Genomic DNA, 15,759 nt, shown 5'->3' with positions numbered 1-15,759 from the left:
ATTAAACCACAAAAAAATGCGGGTTCTGACTGAGGAGTTGCACAGCTTGCCACAGGGCTGAGCCGCCGAGCACGGCCAGTAAGCTGAGAATCAGCCAGCGAAATTTCTGCTGGGAAATATGGGCACGTAACTGGCCGCCAGCCCAGACCCCGAGCAGCGACATCACGGTTAATAAGCCCAGTAAGGACCATTGTTCAGATTTAAATTGCAGCATCACCGGGTAAAGCAGCAGCAGCTGAATCAGTTTACTGACCGCAAAATTCAAGTTGCTGATCAGCACAATTTCGGTTTTGCTGTGTTCGGTACTCAGCAGGTACATCATCAGAAAGGGTGCCATGGCATTGGTGGCTCCGCCGATCACACCGGCCAGCAGACCAAACAGCAGCATGTTTTTCAGACTGGCCTGAATGCGCAGGGGCTGGCTGCGAAACTGATCCAGCACATACCATAAAATAAACAGCCCCATCAGCAGTTTGAGATAGCCATCATTTAGATGTAGCAGTAACTGCACACCGAATACACTTCCGATCAGACTGCTGATAATCAGGCCCCAATATTGACCGGAATAATAGCGCAGCGCCTGAAGAAAGCTGCGTTCGGGGTCGCTATTGAGTAAAAACAGATTCAGGATCAGGCAGGGTAATAGTACAAAGGCTACCGTGGTCGACAGCGGGTACAAGGTGGAGATGGCCGCGGTACTGACCATAGGAAAGCCGAAGCCGCTGATCCCGTGTAACAGGGCAGCAATGACACAAAAGATCATAACCATCAGGTCGGCTTTAGACATGCGTATTTCAACGGACTGGCAGAGTACTGACTAAAACATGCACATACTGGGCTTGTAAAGGGCAAGCTGGCTTATTTTTTATACCAAATGGAGAATTAAATCTGGGTAGAAACAATCTGGATGGGTGAGTTGAATTCATACACATCGCAGTTGGGACCAGAGCCAATCCGGTCAATCACGGCAAAATCGCTAGGTGCCTCCAGCGTTAGCAGGGGATGATGCCAGGTTCCGGCACGGTAATTTACGCCTTGGGAACCATCGCTAATAAACGCTTGAAGCTGACTGATGTCTGGCTCATCTGCATTTAAACCCGGTGCCACCACCACCAAAAACGCTTGTCCCTGCATTGGAATAAAAGCCTGCGAGCCTTGAGGATGGCGCTCCAGCATTGCTACCTGAAACGGCATCTGGGTACTCTGGATATTGCGGAAAATACTAATGCCTGCTTGTGCTTCACCGAGAATTTTCGTCATGGCCAGCGCATGATAACGCTCGGTTTGGGCATGGTTAATATGAAAATAGTCATGTCCCTGACAGCTGATCACTTCACCAAAAGGGGCAAAATTGTCCAGGGTCAATGCTTGAATCTGAATGGTATTTTTCATGTTGTTTGAGAGTTCCAAGGCGGGTATTTTTATAGTCATCATCAACTGGTAGAGATGGAGGTCGCTGTTGGCCTGTGGAGTAAGCAAACAGCGAAGTTGGTGTGTTAGTTCGCCAGTGTGCCCCAGAGGCGAATCCGGCTGATACCGCCGTCGGGAATCATATTGACCCGGATATGCGAGATTTTATCGTGCTTTAAAATCTGCTCGATAAAGGAATGCACATGGTCCATCTGCATGGGCTGCGCCTCCAGTAAAAATGGCCAGAACATGCTTTGTGGAATCAGTTGCGGATCGGTGGCATCTTCAATATAGACGGCCTGAATCGACACTTCTGCCGGGTAGTTGCCCTTGAAATGGGCGGTGTCGATATCAATTTTTTCAATCTGTCCGGCCTGTCCCAAAGCCAGAATACACCAGTCAAAGCCGGGCGCGCGGCGGCGTTTGGTTTCCCAGCCATCGCCCATATTGATGCCACGACCCGGATTAATCAGATTCCGTGGATGGCCAAAGTGAGCATCGCTATAGGCAATTACCCGGCCGCCGTTTTCAAGCGCCAGTAAATCCAGCGTATCCTGATGATCTGTGGTCTGAATTTTCACCTCGCCATATACGCGAAAACGCGCCACACCGCCATCGGGGAAAATATTCAGACGCACATGGGTATAGACCGCATCAGAACTGACCTCAAACAGATGGTGCTGGCTGGGTCCCAAAATACTGTTGGCTAAAAGCTGCTGCCATTCGGCCTGGTCCAGATTGCCTTGCGGCGCATAGCAGGCTTCGACACTGGCTGAAGCGGGATAGTTACCGCTAAAAAAGGTGGTATCAATATCCAGCGCCTGAATTGTTCCAGCCACACCTAACTGGACAATGGCCCAGTCATAACCGGCATGGCGCTTGCGGCGGGTTTCCCAGCCGTCCATCCATTTACCATGATCATCAAATTTATCTTCCACAAATACTGGTGCTGTAAATTGGAGCATGCGCTGCGCATCGGCAAAAAAATCATCTGAACATTCAAGAACTTTTGCACCAATACGTTTATCTGCCAGGTTGGTCAGTGTTTGAAGCTGGGGCGGTAGGTCAAATGTTGGTGCAATTAAAGTAGCCATAATTCTCTTCCATTTATTATTCATTCACAGCAGGCACGGCCGTGTATCGAAATCAGGCAGTGGCGCTAGATTGCCAGATTTGGCTTGCACAGCAGGCCTATTAGTGCGGATAGAAGCACAGCCTGTGCCAACTTTTGGCCATGCGACCCAGGCTAAGCATGAAATGGCACGTTTTTCGCTTCAGCTGTTCAGTTTTGACAGGCAAGCCTTGGGAGGAAAAATGAAAATTACAATTATTGGTGCAGGTATTGGCGGATTAACCACAGGGATTGCACTAAAAAAGTTTGGCCATGAGGTGCGTATTTATGAACAGGCCGAGCAGATTCTTCCGGTGGGTGCGGCTATTTCCCTGTGGTCCAATGGGGTGAAATGCCTGAACTACCTCGGGCTGACCGAGCAGGTGGCCCAGCTGGGCGGGCAGATGGACCATCTGGCCTATGTCGATGGCCTGAGCGGTGATGTGATGACCCAGTTCAGCCTGACGCCGTTAATTGAAGAAGTCGGGCAGCGTCCGTATCCGGTGTCGCGTGCGGAACTGCAAAATATGCTGATGGATGCATTTGGCCGCGAGCACATCTATTTAGGCAAGAAAATGGCGGCACTCCAGGAAGATGGTTCGCAGGTGACGGTCAGCTTTGCTGATGGCACACAGCTACAAACCGAACTGCTGGTCGGCGCTGATGGTACCCACTCTTTAACCCGCGCCTATGTACTGGATGAAACTGTCGCGCGCCGTTATGCCGGTTATGTCAACTGGAATGGTCTGGTGGAAGTATCTGAACAGCTGGCCCCGGCCGACCAGTGGACCACCTTTGTGGGAGAAGGCAAGCGCGCTTCCCTGATGCCGGTGGCCGATCAGCGTTTTTATTTCTTCTTTGATGTGCCGCTAGCGGCCGGACTGGAGAATGACCGCAGCCAGTATAAAACACTGTTAAAACAGTATTTTCAGGGCTGGTGTCCGCAGGTACAACAGCTGATAGACTCGATTGATGAACAGCGCACCAATCGCGTGGAAATTCATGATATTGAACCGTTTGCCAATTTTTATAAAGGCCGGGTGGTGCTGGTGGGGGATGCTGCACATAGCACCACGCCAGATATTGGACAGGGTGGCTGTCAGGCCATGGAAGATGCTATTTATCTGGCACGTGCCTTACAAATTAATACCTTGGGTGTGCAGGATGCTTTAAGCCGCTACCAGAATAAACGCAATGAGCGTGCCAATGAACTGGTGCTGCGCGCGCGTAAACGCTGTGATGTCACGCATATGAAAGATCAGCAGGTGACAGAAGCCTGGTATGCCGAACTGCGCCAAGAGCAGGGGCCACATATCATGAAAGGTATTATCAGCAATATAGTCGGTAATCCGCTGGATTAAATGTTCTGTGCTAGAAGTCTTTAATCAACACAGGTCAATCGGCTGGTGTTGATGCTGTCTGCTCTGGTGCTGGATCCAGAATGAGTTGCATCAGCACCAGATCACGCCATTGTCCAAATTTTCTTCCAACTTGGGGCATATAGCCGCAATGCTGAAAACCTAATTGCTGATGCAAGGCAATTGAACCGCTATTGTCATGGTCAATGGCGGCCACCATCACATGAACCTGATGCGCCTGCGCATGTTGAATTAAGGCTTGTATCAACTGTTTGCCCAAACCCTGCCGGCTGAATTGACGGTCAATAAACACCGAATGTTCGACTGTATGTTTAAAACCGCTGATGCTGCGGAAGGTGGAATAATCGGCATAGCCGGCAATTTGTCCGGTGTCCAGATGTTCGGCCACCAGCAGCGGAAAATTCTGTTTTTGTAATTGCTGGAACCAGTGCTGGAAATGTGCCAGATCAAAGGGCTGTTCATTCCAGGTGTTTACATGCTGTAGCACTTCCGGGTTATAAATCGCCTGAATGGCAGCAAGATCGTGTTCGGTGGCAGCACGAAGATGAAAGCGCATAAGCAGCACATCAGGATAGGAATGAGCGCATTATCATGCCGCTGCGGGCATAAAAAAAGCAAGACCGGAGTCCTGCTTTTTTAGGTTATGTATACGACTTAGAAATGGTATTTCACCAGTGCGCTGACATCATTCTGGTCTGCGCCTTTTACGCCAAATTTGTTGTTCCATACTGAGTGTTCAATACCCACGTATAAACGTGTTTCTGGAGAAATGTGTTTACCCACATTCCATTTGTACTGAGAAGTCCAGTTTAATTCGCTGGCATGAGTATCTTCAGCTGTTGACCAGTCCAGGAAGGCATCAACCAGGAAGTCTTCATTGCCCAGTTTAAATGGTACAGCATAGGTGATGGTCATTTGATAATCATCATCTGTCGTATCATTATCAGCACGATAGAAGTTGATGTTTGCATATTGGGTATATGGAATATCTAAAGCAAAGCCAACGCCATATAAGAAGTTGTTGAACTCAGGGTTGCCACCGTGCCCTGCGTTGTGCTCCCAAGTTGTTGCGACTAACACGTCTTTCACTGGACCAAATGCCAGATTTTGACCAGTCACTTCGCCTAGGCTTAAACGTGGTGCCAATTCAAAGTAAGTTGAATCGTCATTGTTGCCATCCCATTGCTGGTCAACAAAGAAGAATACATCTGCATATTTCAGTTTAGCTGCGTATTCAGCAGTTAAGGTGGTACGGTCTTCAGTGCCTAACTCGTAGTTTTCACCATAAAGACCAGTCAAGCTAAAGTCTTGCCATACAATAGGACTCGCCTGAGTGAAGGCAGCAGCGGTTGAGAATGCACAAAGTGCAGCAAGTTGCGTAAGTTTCATAACGGTGTCTTCGTCTTCCCCAAAAAGCGTGTCAAGGATACAGGTTATTAAGCAAAAATAAAGCCAAATTTAACTTTTTATTGGCAATTTTCCGACCAAATTTAGCTGCCGCGATAGGTCGAATAGGCAAAAGGACTGATCAATAACGGGATGTGATAATGCTGTGTCGCCTCCTTAATCTGGAAGTAAATCACCACTTTAGGAAAGAAGCTGTCCAGGCCTTTTCGTTCAAAATAGGCCGCAGTATAAAACTCCAGACTATATGAGCCTTCCGGACAGTCGGCCAAAGCAAAATCGGCGGCCGTGACCCGGCCATCGGTATTGGTTTCGGCTTCGGCCAGTAACTGTTGTTGCTGGTTAAACAGCCGGATTTTCACGCCGGCAGCCGGTTGACCCAAATGGGTATCTAAAATATGGGTGCTGATCATGACTGAAGCTCCTGGCTTAAACGCAGTAAGGCAATGTCTGAAAGTTGCTGCTGTACAATGCGCTGTTCAGTGTCGGCATCATTCAGCAGGCGATACTGCAGGGCTTGCAGAATATCTTCACTGCTCAAGCCAAAGGCTTTAATCAGGAAAATAAATCCGAATTTTTTTTCATAGGCCAGATTACGCTGTAAAAGTGCCTGCTGGGTGTCGCTATTGAGCTGGACCGCGGCCTGTTCCCGGGCAGAAAATGCCTGCTCCTGTGCGGTGAGTTGCTGCTGCGCCTGTTTCTCACCAATTCGAGGATGATTTGCGAGTGCGGCCTGAATCTCAGGCCAGCTCCAGTGGCTGGCCAGCTGCCGTGAAAACTCTAAAAGTTGCTCGATACTCTCAAAAGGACGCTGTTGGACAATGGCAGTTGCCCATGCCGGAATGTGTACACATTGCTGCAAGAATTGGTGAATCTCAGCTTCAGGGGCCTGATTAAATTGATACAGTTGCACAGTAAGGGTCTCATCATTACATTTAATTTTGTTGCTAAAAGTGCAATATCAGTGCCAAATTTCGGTGAAAAGACAATTTTTCACTGAGACGGCTAAAGCTGCACAAGTCCAGTGCGAGTTTTTCTTTATTTGACGGGTTCTGGTGCGTGATGGCGATACCAATGCGCAGCAATATCACCGCGGCGGCAAATCCAGACCTGTGGATGCGACTGAATATAGTCCAAAAAGCGTTGCAGGGCTTTAAAGCGTCCCGGGCGCCCCAAAAGACGGCAGTGAATACCAATCGAGAGCATTTTAGGTGCAGTTTCTCCTTCGGCATAAAGCACATCAAAAGCATCTTTCAGGTATTGATAAAACTGCTCGCCGCTATTAAAGCCGGCTGCAGCGGCAAACTTCATGTCATTGCTGTCGAGGGTGTAGGGAATAATTAAATGCGGTCGTGACTGGCCTTGGGCATTGGTCAGCGTCTGCCAGAACGGTAAATCATCGCCATAATAATCACAGTCATACTGAATTTGCGGGAATTCGGCCAGTAACTGGCGGGTATTGGGGCTGTCGCGGCCGGTATACCAGCCAATGGGTGCATGACCAAACAGGGTTTCTAAGACACTGATCGCCTGATCCATATGCTGGCGTTCAGTGGCCATGTCCATGCTCTGATAATGTAGCCAGCGTTGCCCATGCGACACCACATCATAGTCGGCCTGCTGAATGGCCTCGACCACATATGGATTCCGCGCCAGCGCCATACCGACCCCAAAAATGGTCATCGGTAACTGACGTCGCTGAAATTCCTGATGAATACGCCAGAAACCGGCCCGCGAGCCATATTCATACATCGAATCCATCGACATATGTCTGGCCGGAAAGCTGGCCGCACCGACAATTTCAGATAAAAACTGCTCAGAACCGGCATCACCATGTTCAATATGATTTTCGCCGCCTTCCTCATAATTCAGCACAAATTGCACTGCAATACGTGCCTGATTCGGCCACTGCGGATGCGGCGGTTGGCCATGATAGCCAACTAAATCACGTGAATAAGGGGCAGAGCGGATTGAGTCAATCAGTGCCTGACCACGCAAGTAAGCAGTTGTCACAACAGGTTATCCTTTTGCTAATTTTTATCAAATATTGCTTGCATATTTTTGAGTTAGGCCCGATATTCAAAGTATAAGGACACGGTTCTGCAGACTCAAAAGTGTTCATCGTTCAATGTGGAGGGTAGCGTCCAAATTAGGTTGAAGATGTTCAATATGCTGGAAAACAGCAAGCGACAAACGTGCCAAGATAAAATAGTTTTGCACAAAAAAGATTCAGAAAACGAAAGAAAGAGAGGATGAGATTATGAATATTGAAATCCGTACAGATAAGAACATCCAAGGTAGCGAACGATTAATTAGTTACGTACGTGCAGAGCTAAGTGATGAATTTAAACGCCATAGTGAGCGTATTACCCATTTTTCCGTACATTTAAGTGATGAAAACGGGGACAAAGGCGGAGATGATGACATCAAATGTATGATTGAAGCACGCCCGGCCGGCTTGAAGCCTGTGGTGGTCAATCATCGTGGTCATAATGTCGATACCGCAATTCATGGCGCCATTGACCGTTTAAAACGTAGTCTGGAGCATGTCTTTGAGAAAAAAGAACATCCGCGTGGTGGACAGCCGGGTCGAGTTGACCTAGATACCGATGTCGACGAATAAGACAGGTATTGGCTGAAAAGCAGAAAAGCCCCAGTATCGGGGCTTTTTTTATAGCAAATTCATGCGACAAGATTACATTTCGCTTAAACAATTTTCACTGAATTGGGCATAATAGAACGAAATTGATTTGATTGAAGAGAGCTCTCTGCATGTTAACGGCACAACAACAACGCTTGGTGCAAGCTATAGAAGAACTAGATCAGGCCCAAGTGCAACAGCTTCTGGCCGCGGGGCTTGATCCGAATTTTATTGATCCTGAAAAAGGCCCGGTAATTTCAGTCTGGTCTGATGGCCTGTTTCAGTGGTGGGAAGCCATTTGCGAGGCCTATGAGGCGGGCCAGCCGCACAATGAAGCACAAAAACAGCAGGATTTGGCCGTCCATATGGAAATTCTGGACGCGTTAATTCAGGCCAAGGTCAATTTGCATTTGTGGGATGCGGAAGAAGTCTATGGCCCGTTATGGGACGCCGCCAGTGCCGCCTGTGCACCTGCGGTAAAGCGCCTGCTTGAAGAAAACGTCGATCCAAACCGTAAAGATGAAGATGGCCTGACCATTTTGTCATCCATCAGTGATTTATTCTTTGATTGCGACTTTGATGAAATTAACTGGGCTGAAGCCTTGCCTGAAGAACAGCAAACCTTAGAACTGCTCCGTGCCCATGGCGCGAAAATGACCAAAGAATTGGCTTAAAATTGAGATAAACACTATGTCAGCATTGAAATTATTGGGTGTGATGGTGGCGACTGCAGTCAGCAGTCAGGTCTTTGCCGCCGAGTTTGCATTTGACCGTCGGGGTGTGGGCATGAGCACCGGAATTACGCCGGTCGGCCAGTTGGCCTGGGAGCAGGCGCTGGCCAATGCGCACTATCAGAAAACCAAAGATGACAATGGTCTGACGCAGGAAATCACTCAGGTGCACGCCGATACCTTGTTGCGTACCGGTCTGGCAGACAATCTAGAATTACAGCTGGGCTGGCAGGGTCCGGGCTGGAGCCGGGTAAAAAGTGCTGGCCAGTCGGTTGAAGAAGATGGGCTGGGGGATGTCAGCATTGGTCTGAAACATGCCATTGATTTAGATGATGAAAAACTGTCGATGGCGGTGCTGGCCGAAGCGCAGATTGCCACCGGGAATGATGGTTTTAGTGCCGAAGATGATATTTACAGCCTTAGCTCGGCAGTGGCCTATGCCTATAATGATTTACTGACCACCTCAATTAGCATGCGTTATGAGTGGCAGGACAGCAATTGGGCTTTGCAGGCAGTGCCGGGGATTCAATATCAGCTCAGTGATAAATGGGCCGGGTTCTCCGAGTTTATTTACCACAAAGCAGAAAGCCAGAAGGTGGAATATGCCTTGGGTTCAGGCCTGATTTATGCCTTAAATGCGCGTACCCAGCTGGATGCCAGTGTCGGTGTTGATTTAAATGGCGCTGATAAAAGTTATCATGCCGGTTTAGGTGTGGCCTTCCTGTTCTAAGTGCGCTCTGGTTATGGCGCTGTAGAAAGCGGGGGAGTAGAGTCTCTCGCTGACTGCTAGAGAGCTGCAACTTATTCTGCTTACGGTCTGTTCACAGGCCGTTTTTATATCTGGTTTAGCAGCAGAATTGCTACAGATCTCGACACAGGCGCTGGCAGATCACGCTATCATGATGGTGATGATCACAGCGGATAAGCGCGAGGCCTGTCCGCCCATTAAACTTTAGCTTTTAAGTCGCTTTGTATAGGCTTTGGCGCCATATCCCTTGATATCATCAGGTGGCACTGCCCAGCGATCGTGAATATTAAAAACAACAACAGGAGGATGAGTCATGATGGAACTGTACATTGCCAACAAGAATTACTCCAGCTGGTCCATGCGGCCGTGGCTGGTCCTTACTGCTTTTGAACTGCCGTTTCGTGAAGTGCTGTTACCTTTTCCTAAAGAACGCGGCACGGGCCATTTTAAACAGGATGTACTGGCAATTAACCCGAATGGCAAGGTACCGGTCTTGGTACATGACGGGCTAATGGTCTGGGATTCACTGGCGATTTGTGAATATTTGGCCGAACAGTTTCCGGAGCGCCAGCTATGGCCGGCTGGTCGGGCACAGCGGGCTCGGGCACGCGCTTTGGCTGCTGAAATGCATAGCGGTTTTCAGGCACTGCGTAACCATTGCGGCATGAATATTCGCGCTGATCTGGCAGAAGTCGGACAGACGTTATGGGCTGAGCAACCTGATTTACGTGACGATGTAGCCCGTGTCTGTCAGATCTGGTCTGAGCGTCCGGACCCAGGCGGTTTTCTCTGTGGTGATTTCTCGATTGCTGATGCCTTTTATGCACCGGTGGTCTGGCGTTTGAAAAGCTATGCGCTGCCCGTGAATGAAGACAGCCAGTATTATATGCAGACCATGCTGCAACATCCGGCAATGCAGGCCTGGGAACAGGCCGCGAAACAGGAACAAGACTGGGTCAATTATCTGGAGCCTTATCAGTCTGAACCATCCTCTAGCTAAGTCTTAAGAGGCTGCTGGTTCCAGCGGCTGATACAGCACCACCTGATTACGGCCATAGGCTTTGGCCTGATACAGGGCCTGATCGGCCTGACTGAGCAGCTTTTCATAAGGGGTATTGTGGTGCGATAAGGCAATCCCGAAGCTGGCGGTAAAATGGATGGGCTGGTTATGTTCATCATACAGTTCAATCTGGGTGATGGCCTGCCGGCAGCGCTCGGCCACCTGTTTGGCCTGGTGCGCAGTGGCCTGTTTCAGGACCAGAATAAATTCTTCGCCACCAAAACGGCCCAGCACATCCTGCTCGCGGATATGGCCGGCCAGCACATGACAGACTTGGACCAAGGCTTCATCGCCTTTATGATGGCCATGCTCATCATTAATCTGTTTAAAATGATCCAGATCGACCAGAATCACTGCATAACTGGGCGCCTGTTTGTGGTTCAGTTGTTCCAGACACTGGTTGATACTGCGCCGGTTAAAGGTATTGGTGAGCGGATCGACCTGACTTAAATGTGCAATCAGCGCCTCCCGATAGCGCCACTGACTCAGCAGAATTTCAAACAGCACCAGGCAGGTCAGCAGAATCGGCACAATAAAAAACAGCATCGACAGCACCCAGAAGCCATTTTTATAAGGAAAGTCGGTTAATAAAAATAAAGGTGCATAGGTTAACTGGCCGAAAAAGCTTAAATAACCGCAGCTGACCAGATACAGTGTGGCCGGAATTAAGGCCGAATAGACAATTCTGCGTTCAAACAGCACCAGACCGACCGTGGGTAGACTGATATAGGTCACCATAGTGGCCGGACTCAGCACCCCGACCAGATAGCCATCGCGGCACAGACTGACCACAAAGGTGGCCACCGCAATATAGGGCATATAGCGCCGGGTCCAGTCCTGTTTGCGAAAGTAGTGGCAGATGCCAATCATGCCAATAAACACGAACAGGCCGAATAAATTAATGACCAGCTGCTGTTTTAACAAGGCCAGATTGACCCAGCGCCACAGTTCCGGGGTGAGTAATACCACACTTTTCCAGATGGCCCAGATCACGTGCATCAGGCTGCCCAGAAACAGCATCAGAATACATTTGTTTAACGTGCTCCAGTTCATCACCACTTCTTTTTCGAGTAAATAACGGGTGACTTTGTATTTAAATGTGGGCACAGCACTGTGCGCAATGCGACTTTTCATGCGTGAATCACGACCCCAAAAATGAGCGTCTAAAGTCTCATTTTTATACAATTATTTTAATAAAACCTAACATATCATGATTTTAGATAATTGGTAATGGCTATTTTTTGTACTTTTCGGGAAAATATCGTTGCATGGGTGCAACAGTGTGTGTTGTTTAAATCACTTATTTCTATTTTAAACTGCAGTAAAATGGCGCTATTGAAAAAATCACAGTTTAGGATTCTCTCCCATGAAAATTTTGCATATCGACTCGAGTATTTTAGGCGACGCTTCTGTATCACGTCAGTTGTCTAAAGCTATTGTGAACCAGCTACAGGCGAAAAATACAGCGGCCCAAGTTGACTATCTGGATCTGGCTGAACAGACCATTCCGCATTTAACCGCTGAAATTTTAATGGGACAAAATGCCGAGCAAAGCGCTTTAGGCGAACAGATTCTGCAACAATATCTAGATGCTGATGTCGTGGTGGTGGGCGCAGCCATGTATAACTTCGGTCTGCCATCGACTTTAAAAGCCTGGATTGACCGGATTAGCGTGGCAGGTCGTACCTTTAAATACACCGAAAATGGCCCGGTCGGTCTGGCAGGTGACAAGAAAGTGTATATCGCCAGCAGCCGCGGTGGTGTCTATGGCGAACAAAGCCCGGTTGATTTCCAGGAAGCATTCCTGAAAACCGTGTTTAACTTTACCGGTGTCAGTGATATTGAAGTAGTACGTGCTGAAGGGGTTAGCATGAGCGATATTAAAGATCAGGCGATTACTACGGCATTAGACCAGATTGCCAAAATCTAAGCTTTACGGCGCTGCATTAATCACAAAAAAGGTCAGTTTCTACTGACCTTTTTTTATGGCGTTTTAATCTTGGTCCTGCTGATGGGCAAATTCGGCTAAATCGGCCAGCGCCATTTTGGCTTCATCAAACCACGGTGAGAACATAATAAAGTTATGCCACATACCGGTATACAGTTTAAAACTGACCTTCACGCCCGCCTGTTCGGCCTTGTCACGAAAACGCTGCGCATCATCCAGCAGCAGTTCTTTAGAACCCACCTGCACCAAGGTTGGTGGTAAATCGGTTAAATCATCAAATAGCGGCGAAACACGCGGATCACCACGATCGACCGACGGTGGCACATAGTATTGAATCCCGGTTTCCAGAGTTTCAATCGACAATAAGGCATCGTGTTTGCGGTTATAACGAATTGATTCACTGGTCAGGGTTAAATCCAAAAATGGTGAAAGCAGCATGAGGCCGCTGACTTGCGGTAACTGTTCATCACGGATTTTTAAGGCCAGTGCCAGCGCCAGATTGGCGCCGCAGGAATCTCCTGCCAGCAAAATATCTTTGGCCTGTATGCCCTGATCCAGCAGGGTCTGATAGACATCAAAAATTGCTTCTAAGGCTTCCGGGAATGGATTTTCAGGCGCCAGCGGATAATCGATATGAATCACCTGCATCTGGGTGCGGGCGGCCAGTTCAGTCAGAAATGGGCGATGGGTATTTAAAGACCCTAAATAAAAGGCGCCACCGTGAATATAGAAAATCAGCTGGGTGGCTTCATCTTGTGGCTTGATTTCTTCGGCTTTCAGGCCAGCCAGACGTAAAGCGCGGACTTCGACAGTTTTATTGGTCGGAAACAGCCGGCACATCTGTTCGAGGGCGAAACGCAGCGGATTATGCGGTAAATTATATTGGCTTGGCAGGCGGATGGTGGTTTTTAAAAAGCCTTCTGTGAAAATTTGTTTCAATAACGGGTTGATCTTCATTGTTCTTCCATCTTGTTCTTGATTTTGGCCTGTGCTTGCGTATTTACCAACACAATTTACAAGGTTACACTAAATGGTCACATTCAAAAATTGCAAATTTGTAGTGACTTTTTAATACTAAGGCTGTCTAACACTAGACTAGGGAATCAAAAAAAATGAAAAAAATTGCACTGGCATTAGGATTAATGGGTTTAACAGCTTTGGCGAATGCTGCTGATCCGCTAAATGGTACTGTCTGGAAAACAATTGATGACAAAACCAAGCAAGCAAAAGCAACCGTCAAATTTACCGAGCAGAAAAATGGCACGTTAACTGCAACAATTCAGTCCATTTTAACGCCGGGTGAGGAAAATGCCTGTACAAAATGTGAAGGACCTTACAAAAACAAATCCTTGAAAGGTTTAACCATTGTACGTGGTTTAAAGAATTCGGGTGGTACTAACTATGACAGCGGTTCAATTCTGGATCCGCAATCAGGTAAAACCTACAAGTTAAAAGGTCAACTGGCTGATGGCGGGCAGAAATTACAATTGCGTGGCTATATTGGCGTAGCAGCGCTGGGTCGTAACCAGACCTGGGTTCGTGTGAAATAAGCCAGCCAATAGAAACGGATTAAACCAGAAAGCCTGATGCAGATGCATCAGGCTTTTTGATTTTTAACGGATAAGTAAAAGGTAGATAAAAAGAATTTATCCGTTTAAGGCGCGATAGGCGGTTTCATCAAAACCAACAATAAAGCCGTCTGCGGTGGCCAGCACAGGACGTTTGATCAGGCTGTTGTGAGTGCGTAAGGCTTCAATTAAATCTGCTTCGCTGGACAGGGCTTGTGCCTGTTCCGCTTCCGACAGTTTGCGCCAGGTGGTGCCTTTTTTATTCAGAATTTTGTCCTGACCTTTGGCATCCAGCCAGTGTTTTAGCGTTTCTGCATCAATCCCCTGTTTTTTATAATCATGAAATTCATAAGCCAGGCCCAGTTCATTGAGCAGATCAAAGGCTTTTTTCATGGAGTTGCAGTTTTTAATACCATAAATTTTAAGCATAAAGCGGATTCCAGCAAGAAACACAATGCTCAAGAGATTAACCAAAAAATTGGTTTTGCACTATAGCGGGTATAAATATTGAGTTCATGGTTCTGAAATTAAACCGTCATTAAAATGCAACGCTACCGCGCCATAATAGTGGCAGAAAAACAAGACAACACTTGAGAAGAATTATTCGTACTAAGAAAAAAACGAAAAGCAAAGAGCCAATATAAAAAATAAAAGCCCAGATGTAGAAAACCCGCATTTAATCATCCTGATTATGCGGGTCTCACTACAACGTCCGATGTCACATCCTTGAAACAAAGACCATCATGGCTTTGTTTATTTGCATCCTACGGCTTCCTGTCCCTTTGCTGTCATCCTGACACTGTCCCTTTGCCGTGCTGCAATAATGCGCCGATTTAAAAAGCAGATAAAGGTCTGAATGACGACAAAATATGTCGGAAATAAACCTCTATTGAGTGAACAATTGTTCACTCAATAGGAAGGTTTTTAGTTGAGTTTATAATCAATAATCACCGGGGCGTGGTCGCTATACCATTCCTCTTTGTAGACCCAGGCATTGACGGTACGTGCTTTCCAGTCCGGTGAGCAGGCATGATAGTCAATCCGCCAGCCAACGTTCTTGGCACGCGCTTGGCCACGGTTCGACCACCAGGAATACAGTTCGGCTTCTTTGCGCACTTCACGGAAGGTGTCGACATAGCCCAGATCATTATAGATATGATCGAGCCAGGCACGTTCATGCGGTAAACAGCCGGAAGATTTCTGGTTGCCTGACCAGTTTTTAATATCAATACGTTTATGCACGATATTGTAGTCGCCGCAGACAATGATCGATTTATTTTCATCGCGCCATTGTTTCAGGATTTTTGTATATTCTTCGAGGAAGTGGTCTTTACGGGCTTGTGCTTCTTCACCCGATGAACCCGATGGCAGATACAGTGAGCAGATATGCACCGGATAACCCAGCCCTAAATCAAATTCTGCCGTGACAAAACGGCCTTGGGAGTCGGCCAGTTCAAAGCCTAAACCATCCTGAATAGACACAAATGGCAGGCGGCTGTAAATGGCGGTGCCGGCATAGCCCGGACGTTCAGCTGCGAACAGATGGGTATACCAGCCTTCCGGTTTGAATTTATCGGTCCACTGCGCATGGGTCAGACGGCTTTCCTGAATGCAGATGACATCAGCCTCTGATTTTTCCATCCACTCCAGCAGGCCTTTACTGACCGAAGAACGCAGGCCATTGACGTTAATTGAAACCACACGAAGAATTTTTTGATCACTCGGATAGCTACTCTTTGGTATCATGCGCAGGTCTTAC

General features: G+C 47.8%; 19 protein-coding genes. 7 read left to right on the top strand and 12 right to left on the bottom strand.

Annotated elements, in window-relative coordinates:
• Position 1: 1 nt before the first annotated feature.
• From F905_RS11455 to alc, 3 genes are all read right to left on the bottom strand, one after another.
• On the bottom strand, positions 2-787 hold the full coding sequence (locus F905_RS11455) for a sulfite exporter TauE/SafE family protein (protein WP_005180860.1): 786 nt from the start codon (positions 785-787) through the stop codon (positions 2-4).
• Between the two features lie 95 nt (positions 788-882).
• Complete coding sequence (locus F905_RS11450) at positions 883-1,392, bottom strand: ureidoglycolate lyase (protein WP_005180859.1); 510 nt, start codon at positions 1,390-1,392, stop codon at positions 883-885.
• A 104-nt stretch (positions 1,393-1,496) separates the two neighbouring features.
• A complete protein-coding gene (gene alc / locus F905_RS11445; RefSeq protein WP_005180857.1) occupies positions 1,497-2,504 on the bottom strand; it encodes an allantoicase in 1,008 nt (335 codons plus the stop codon).
• A gap of 220 nt (positions 2,505-2,724) precedes the next feature.
• On the opposite strand from alc, the gene hpxO reads away from it, so the two are divergent.
• On the top strand, positions 2,725-3,882 hold the full coding sequence (hpxO, locus tag F905_RS11440) for an FAD-dependent urate hydroxylase HpxO (RefSeq protein ID WP_005180856.1): 1,158 nt from the start codon (positions 2,725-2,727) through the stop codon (positions 3,880-3,882).
• A gap of 34 nt (positions 3,883-3,916) precedes the next feature.
• Here hpxO and F905_RS11435 read toward each other — a convergent pair whose 3' ends face one another.
• From F905_RS11435 to puuE, 5 genes are all read right to left on the bottom strand, one after another.
• Positions 3,917-4,456: a GNAT family N-acetyltransferase gene (locus F905_RS11435; protein WP_005180854.1), complete on the bottom strand. Its 540-nt coding sequence runs from the start codon at positions 4,454-4,456 to the stop codon at positions 3,917-3,919.
• Positions 4,457-4,554: 98 nt separating this feature from the next.
• Entirely contained in the window at positions 4,555-5,289 is a 735-nt protein-coding gene (locus F905_RS11430) for an outer membrane protein OmpK (protein ID WP_005180853.1), read from the bottom strand.
• 101 nt (positions 5,290-5,390) lie between these two features.
• Positions 5,391-5,717 carry a hydroxyisourate hydrolase gene (gene uraH / locus F905_RS11425; protein ID WP_005180851.1) on the bottom strand — a complete coding sequence of 109 codons (327 nt, stop codon included), beginning with the start codon at positions 5,715-5,717 and terminating at the stop codon, positions 5,391-5,393.
• Positions 5,714-6,217 carry a 2-oxo-4-hydroxy-4-carboxy-5-ureidoimidazoline decarboxylase gene (uraD, locus tag F905_RS11420; protein ID WP_005180848.1) on the bottom strand — a complete coding sequence of 168 codons (504 nt, stop codon included), beginning with the start codon at positions 6,215-6,217 and terminating at the stop codon, positions 5,714-5,716. The genes uraH and uraD overlap by 4 nt, the downstream gene beginning before the upstream one ends.
• 125 nt (positions 6,218-6,342) lie before the next feature.
• Positions 6,343-7,317 carry an allantoinase PuuE gene (puuE, locus tag F905_RS11415; protein ID WP_005180847.1) on the bottom strand — a complete coding sequence of 325 codons (975 nt, stop codon included), beginning with the start codon at positions 7,315-7,317 and terminating at the stop codon, positions 6,343-6,345.
• 247 nt (positions 7,318-7,564) lie between these two features.
• Here puuE and F905_RS11410 point away from each other — a divergent pair, with 247 nt between their 5' ends.
• The 4 genes from F905_RS11410 (at position 7,565) to F905_RS11395 (ending at position 10,424) form a co-directional block, all read left to right on the top strand.
• Positions 7,565-7,927, top strand: coding sequence for an HPF/RaiA family ribosome-associated protein (locus F905_RS11410; protein WP_005180845.1), 363 nt, complete (start codon positions 7,565-7,567; stop codon positions 7,925-7,927).
• 149 nt (positions 7,928-8,076) lie between these two features.
• Positions 8,077-8,619, top strand: a complete 543-nt coding sequence (locus F905_RS11405; protein WP_005180844.1) for a hypothetical protein — start codon at positions 8,077-8,079, stop codon at positions 8,617-8,619.
• A gap of 16 nt (positions 8,620-8,635) precedes the next feature.
• Complete coding sequence (locus tag F905_RS11400) at positions 8,636-9,406, top strand: transporter (RefSeq protein ID WP_005180843.1); 771 nt, start codon at positions 8,636-8,638, stop codon at positions 9,404-9,406.
• A gap of 331 nt (positions 9,407-9,737) precedes the next feature.
• Entirely contained in the window at positions 9,738-10,424 is a 687-nt protein-coding gene (locus F905_RS11395) for a glutathione S-transferase family protein (protein WP_005180842.1), read from the top strand.
• A gap of 3 nt (positions 10,425-10,427) precedes the next feature.
• Here F905_RS11395 and F905_RS11390 read toward each other — a convergent pair whose 3' ends face one another.
• On the bottom strand, positions 10,428-11,618 hold the full coding sequence (locus F905_RS11390) for a GGDEF domain-containing protein (RefSeq protein WP_016658730.1): 1,191 nt from the start codon (positions 11,616-11,618) through the stop codon (positions 10,428-10,430).
• Positions 11,619-11,850: 232 nt separating this feature from the next.
• On the opposite strand from F905_RS11390, the gene F905_RS11385 reads away from it, so the two are divergent.
• Positions 11,851-12,414: an FMN-dependent NADH-azoreductase gene (locus tag F905_RS11385; protein WP_005180838.1), complete on the top strand. Its 564-nt coding sequence runs from the start codon at positions 11,851-11,853 to the stop codon at positions 12,412-12,414.
• 63 nt (positions 12,415-12,477) lie between these two features.
• Here F905_RS11385 and F905_RS11380 read toward each other — a convergent pair whose 3' ends face one another.
• Entirely contained in the window at positions 12,478-13,389 is a 912-nt protein-coding gene (locus F905_RS11380) for an alpha/beta hydrolase (protein ID WP_005180836.1), read from the bottom strand.
• Between the two features lie 155 nt (positions 13,390-13,544).
• On the opposite strand from F905_RS11380, the gene F905_RS11375 reads away from it, so the two are divergent.
• Positions 13,545-13,982 (top strand): DUF2147 domain-containing protein, encoded by a 438-nt coding sequence (locus tag F905_RS11375; protein ID WP_005180835.1) that lies wholly within the window; start codon positions 13,545-13,547, stop codon positions 13,980-13,982.
• 96 nt (positions 13,983-14,078) lie between these two features.
• On the opposite strand, the gene F905_RS11370 is transcribed toward F905_RS11375, so the two are convergent.
• Both F905_RS11370 and F905_RS11365 read right to left on the bottom strand, forming a co-directional pair.
• On the bottom strand, positions 14,079-14,429 hold the full coding sequence (locus tag F905_RS11370; RefSeq protein ID WP_005180833.1) for a Spx/MgsR family RNA polymerase-binding regulatory protein: 351 nt from the start codon (positions 14,427-14,429) through the stop codon (positions 14,079-14,081).
• Positions 14,430-14,924: 495 nt separating this feature from the next.
• A complete protein-coding gene (locus F905_RS11365; RefSeq protein WP_005180832.1) occupies positions 14,925-15,746 on the bottom strand; it encodes an exodeoxyribonuclease III in 822 nt (273 codons plus the stop codon).
• Positions 15,747-15,759: the final 13 nt, after the last annotated feature.

It is taken from the genome of Acinetobacter sp. CIP 53.82, from assembly GCF_000369465.1.
GTDB lineage: Bacteria > Pseudomonadota > Gammaproteobacteria > Pseudomonadales > Moraxellaceae > Acinetobacter > Acinetobacter indicus.
This window is presented reverse-complemented; position numbering and strand designations above follow the sequence as displayed.

Excerpts from the sequence above, each read along its gene's own strand:
- F905_RS11455 (WP_005180860.1), bottom strand. The coding sequence starts at position 787 with ATGTCTAAAGCCGACCTGATGGTTATGATCTTTTGTGTCATTGCTGCC.
- F905_RS11450 (WP_005180859.1), bottom strand. The coding sequence starts at position 1,392 with ATGAAAAATACCATTCAGATTCAAGCATTGACCCTGGACAATTTTGCC.
- alc (WP_005180857.1), bottom strand. The coding sequence starts at position 2,504 with ATGGCTACTTTAATTGCACCAACATTTGACCTACCGCCCCAGCTTCAA.
- hpxO (WP_005180856.1), top strand. The coding sequence starts at position 2,725 with ATGAAAATTACAATTATTGGTGCAGGTATTGGCGGATTAACCACAGGG.
- F905_RS11435 (WP_005180854.1), bottom strand. The coding sequence starts at position 4,456 with ATGCGCTTTCATCTTCGTGCTGCCACCGAACACGATCTTGCTGCCATT.
- F905_RS11430 (WP_005180853.1), bottom strand. The coding sequence starts at position 5,289 with ATGAAACTTACGCAACTTGCTGCACTTTGTGCATTCTCAACCGCTGCT.
- uraH (WP_005180851.1), bottom strand. The coding sequence starts at position 5,717 with ATGATCAGCACCCATATTTTAGATACCCATTTGGGTCAACCGGCTGCC.
- F905_RS11410 (WP_005180845.1), top strand. The coding sequence starts at position 7,565 with ATGAATATTGAAATCCGTACAGATAAGAACATCCAAGGTAGCGAACGA.
- F905_RS11405 (WP_005180844.1), top strand. The coding sequence starts at position 8,077 with ATGTTAACGGCACAACAACAACGCTTGGTGCAAGCTATAGAAGAACTA.
- F905_RS11400 (WP_005180843.1), top strand. The coding sequence starts at position 8,636 with ATGTCAGCATTGAAATTATTGGGTGTGATGGTGGCGACTGCAGTCAGC.
- F905_RS11395 (WP_005180842.1), top strand. The coding sequence starts at position 9,738 with ATGATGGAACTGTACATTGCCAACAAGAATTACTCCAGCTGGTCCATG.
- F905_RS11390 (WP_016658730.1), bottom strand. The coding sequence starts at position 11,618 with ATGAAAAGTCGCATTGCGCACAGTGCTGTGCCCACATTTAAATACAAA.
- F905_RS11385 (WP_005180838.1), top strand. The coding sequence starts at position 11,851 with ATGAAAATTTTGCATATCGACTCGAGTATTTTAGGCGACGCTTCTGTA.
- F905_RS11380 (WP_005180836.1), bottom strand. The coding sequence starts at position 13,389 with ATGAAGATCAACCCGTTATTGAAACAAATTTTCACAGAAGGCTTTTTA.
- F905_RS11375 (WP_005180835.1), top strand. The coding sequence starts at position 13,545 with ATGAAAAAAATTGCACTGGCATTAGGATTAATGGGTTTAACAGCTTTG.
- F905_RS11370 (WP_005180833.1), bottom strand. The coding sequence starts at position 14,429 with ATGCTTAAAATTTATGGTATTAAAAACTGCAACTCCATGAAAAAAGCC.
- F905_RS11365 (WP_005180832.1), bottom strand. The coding sequence starts at position 15,746 with ATGATACCAAAGAGTAGCTATCCGAGTGATCAAAAAATTCTTCGTGTG.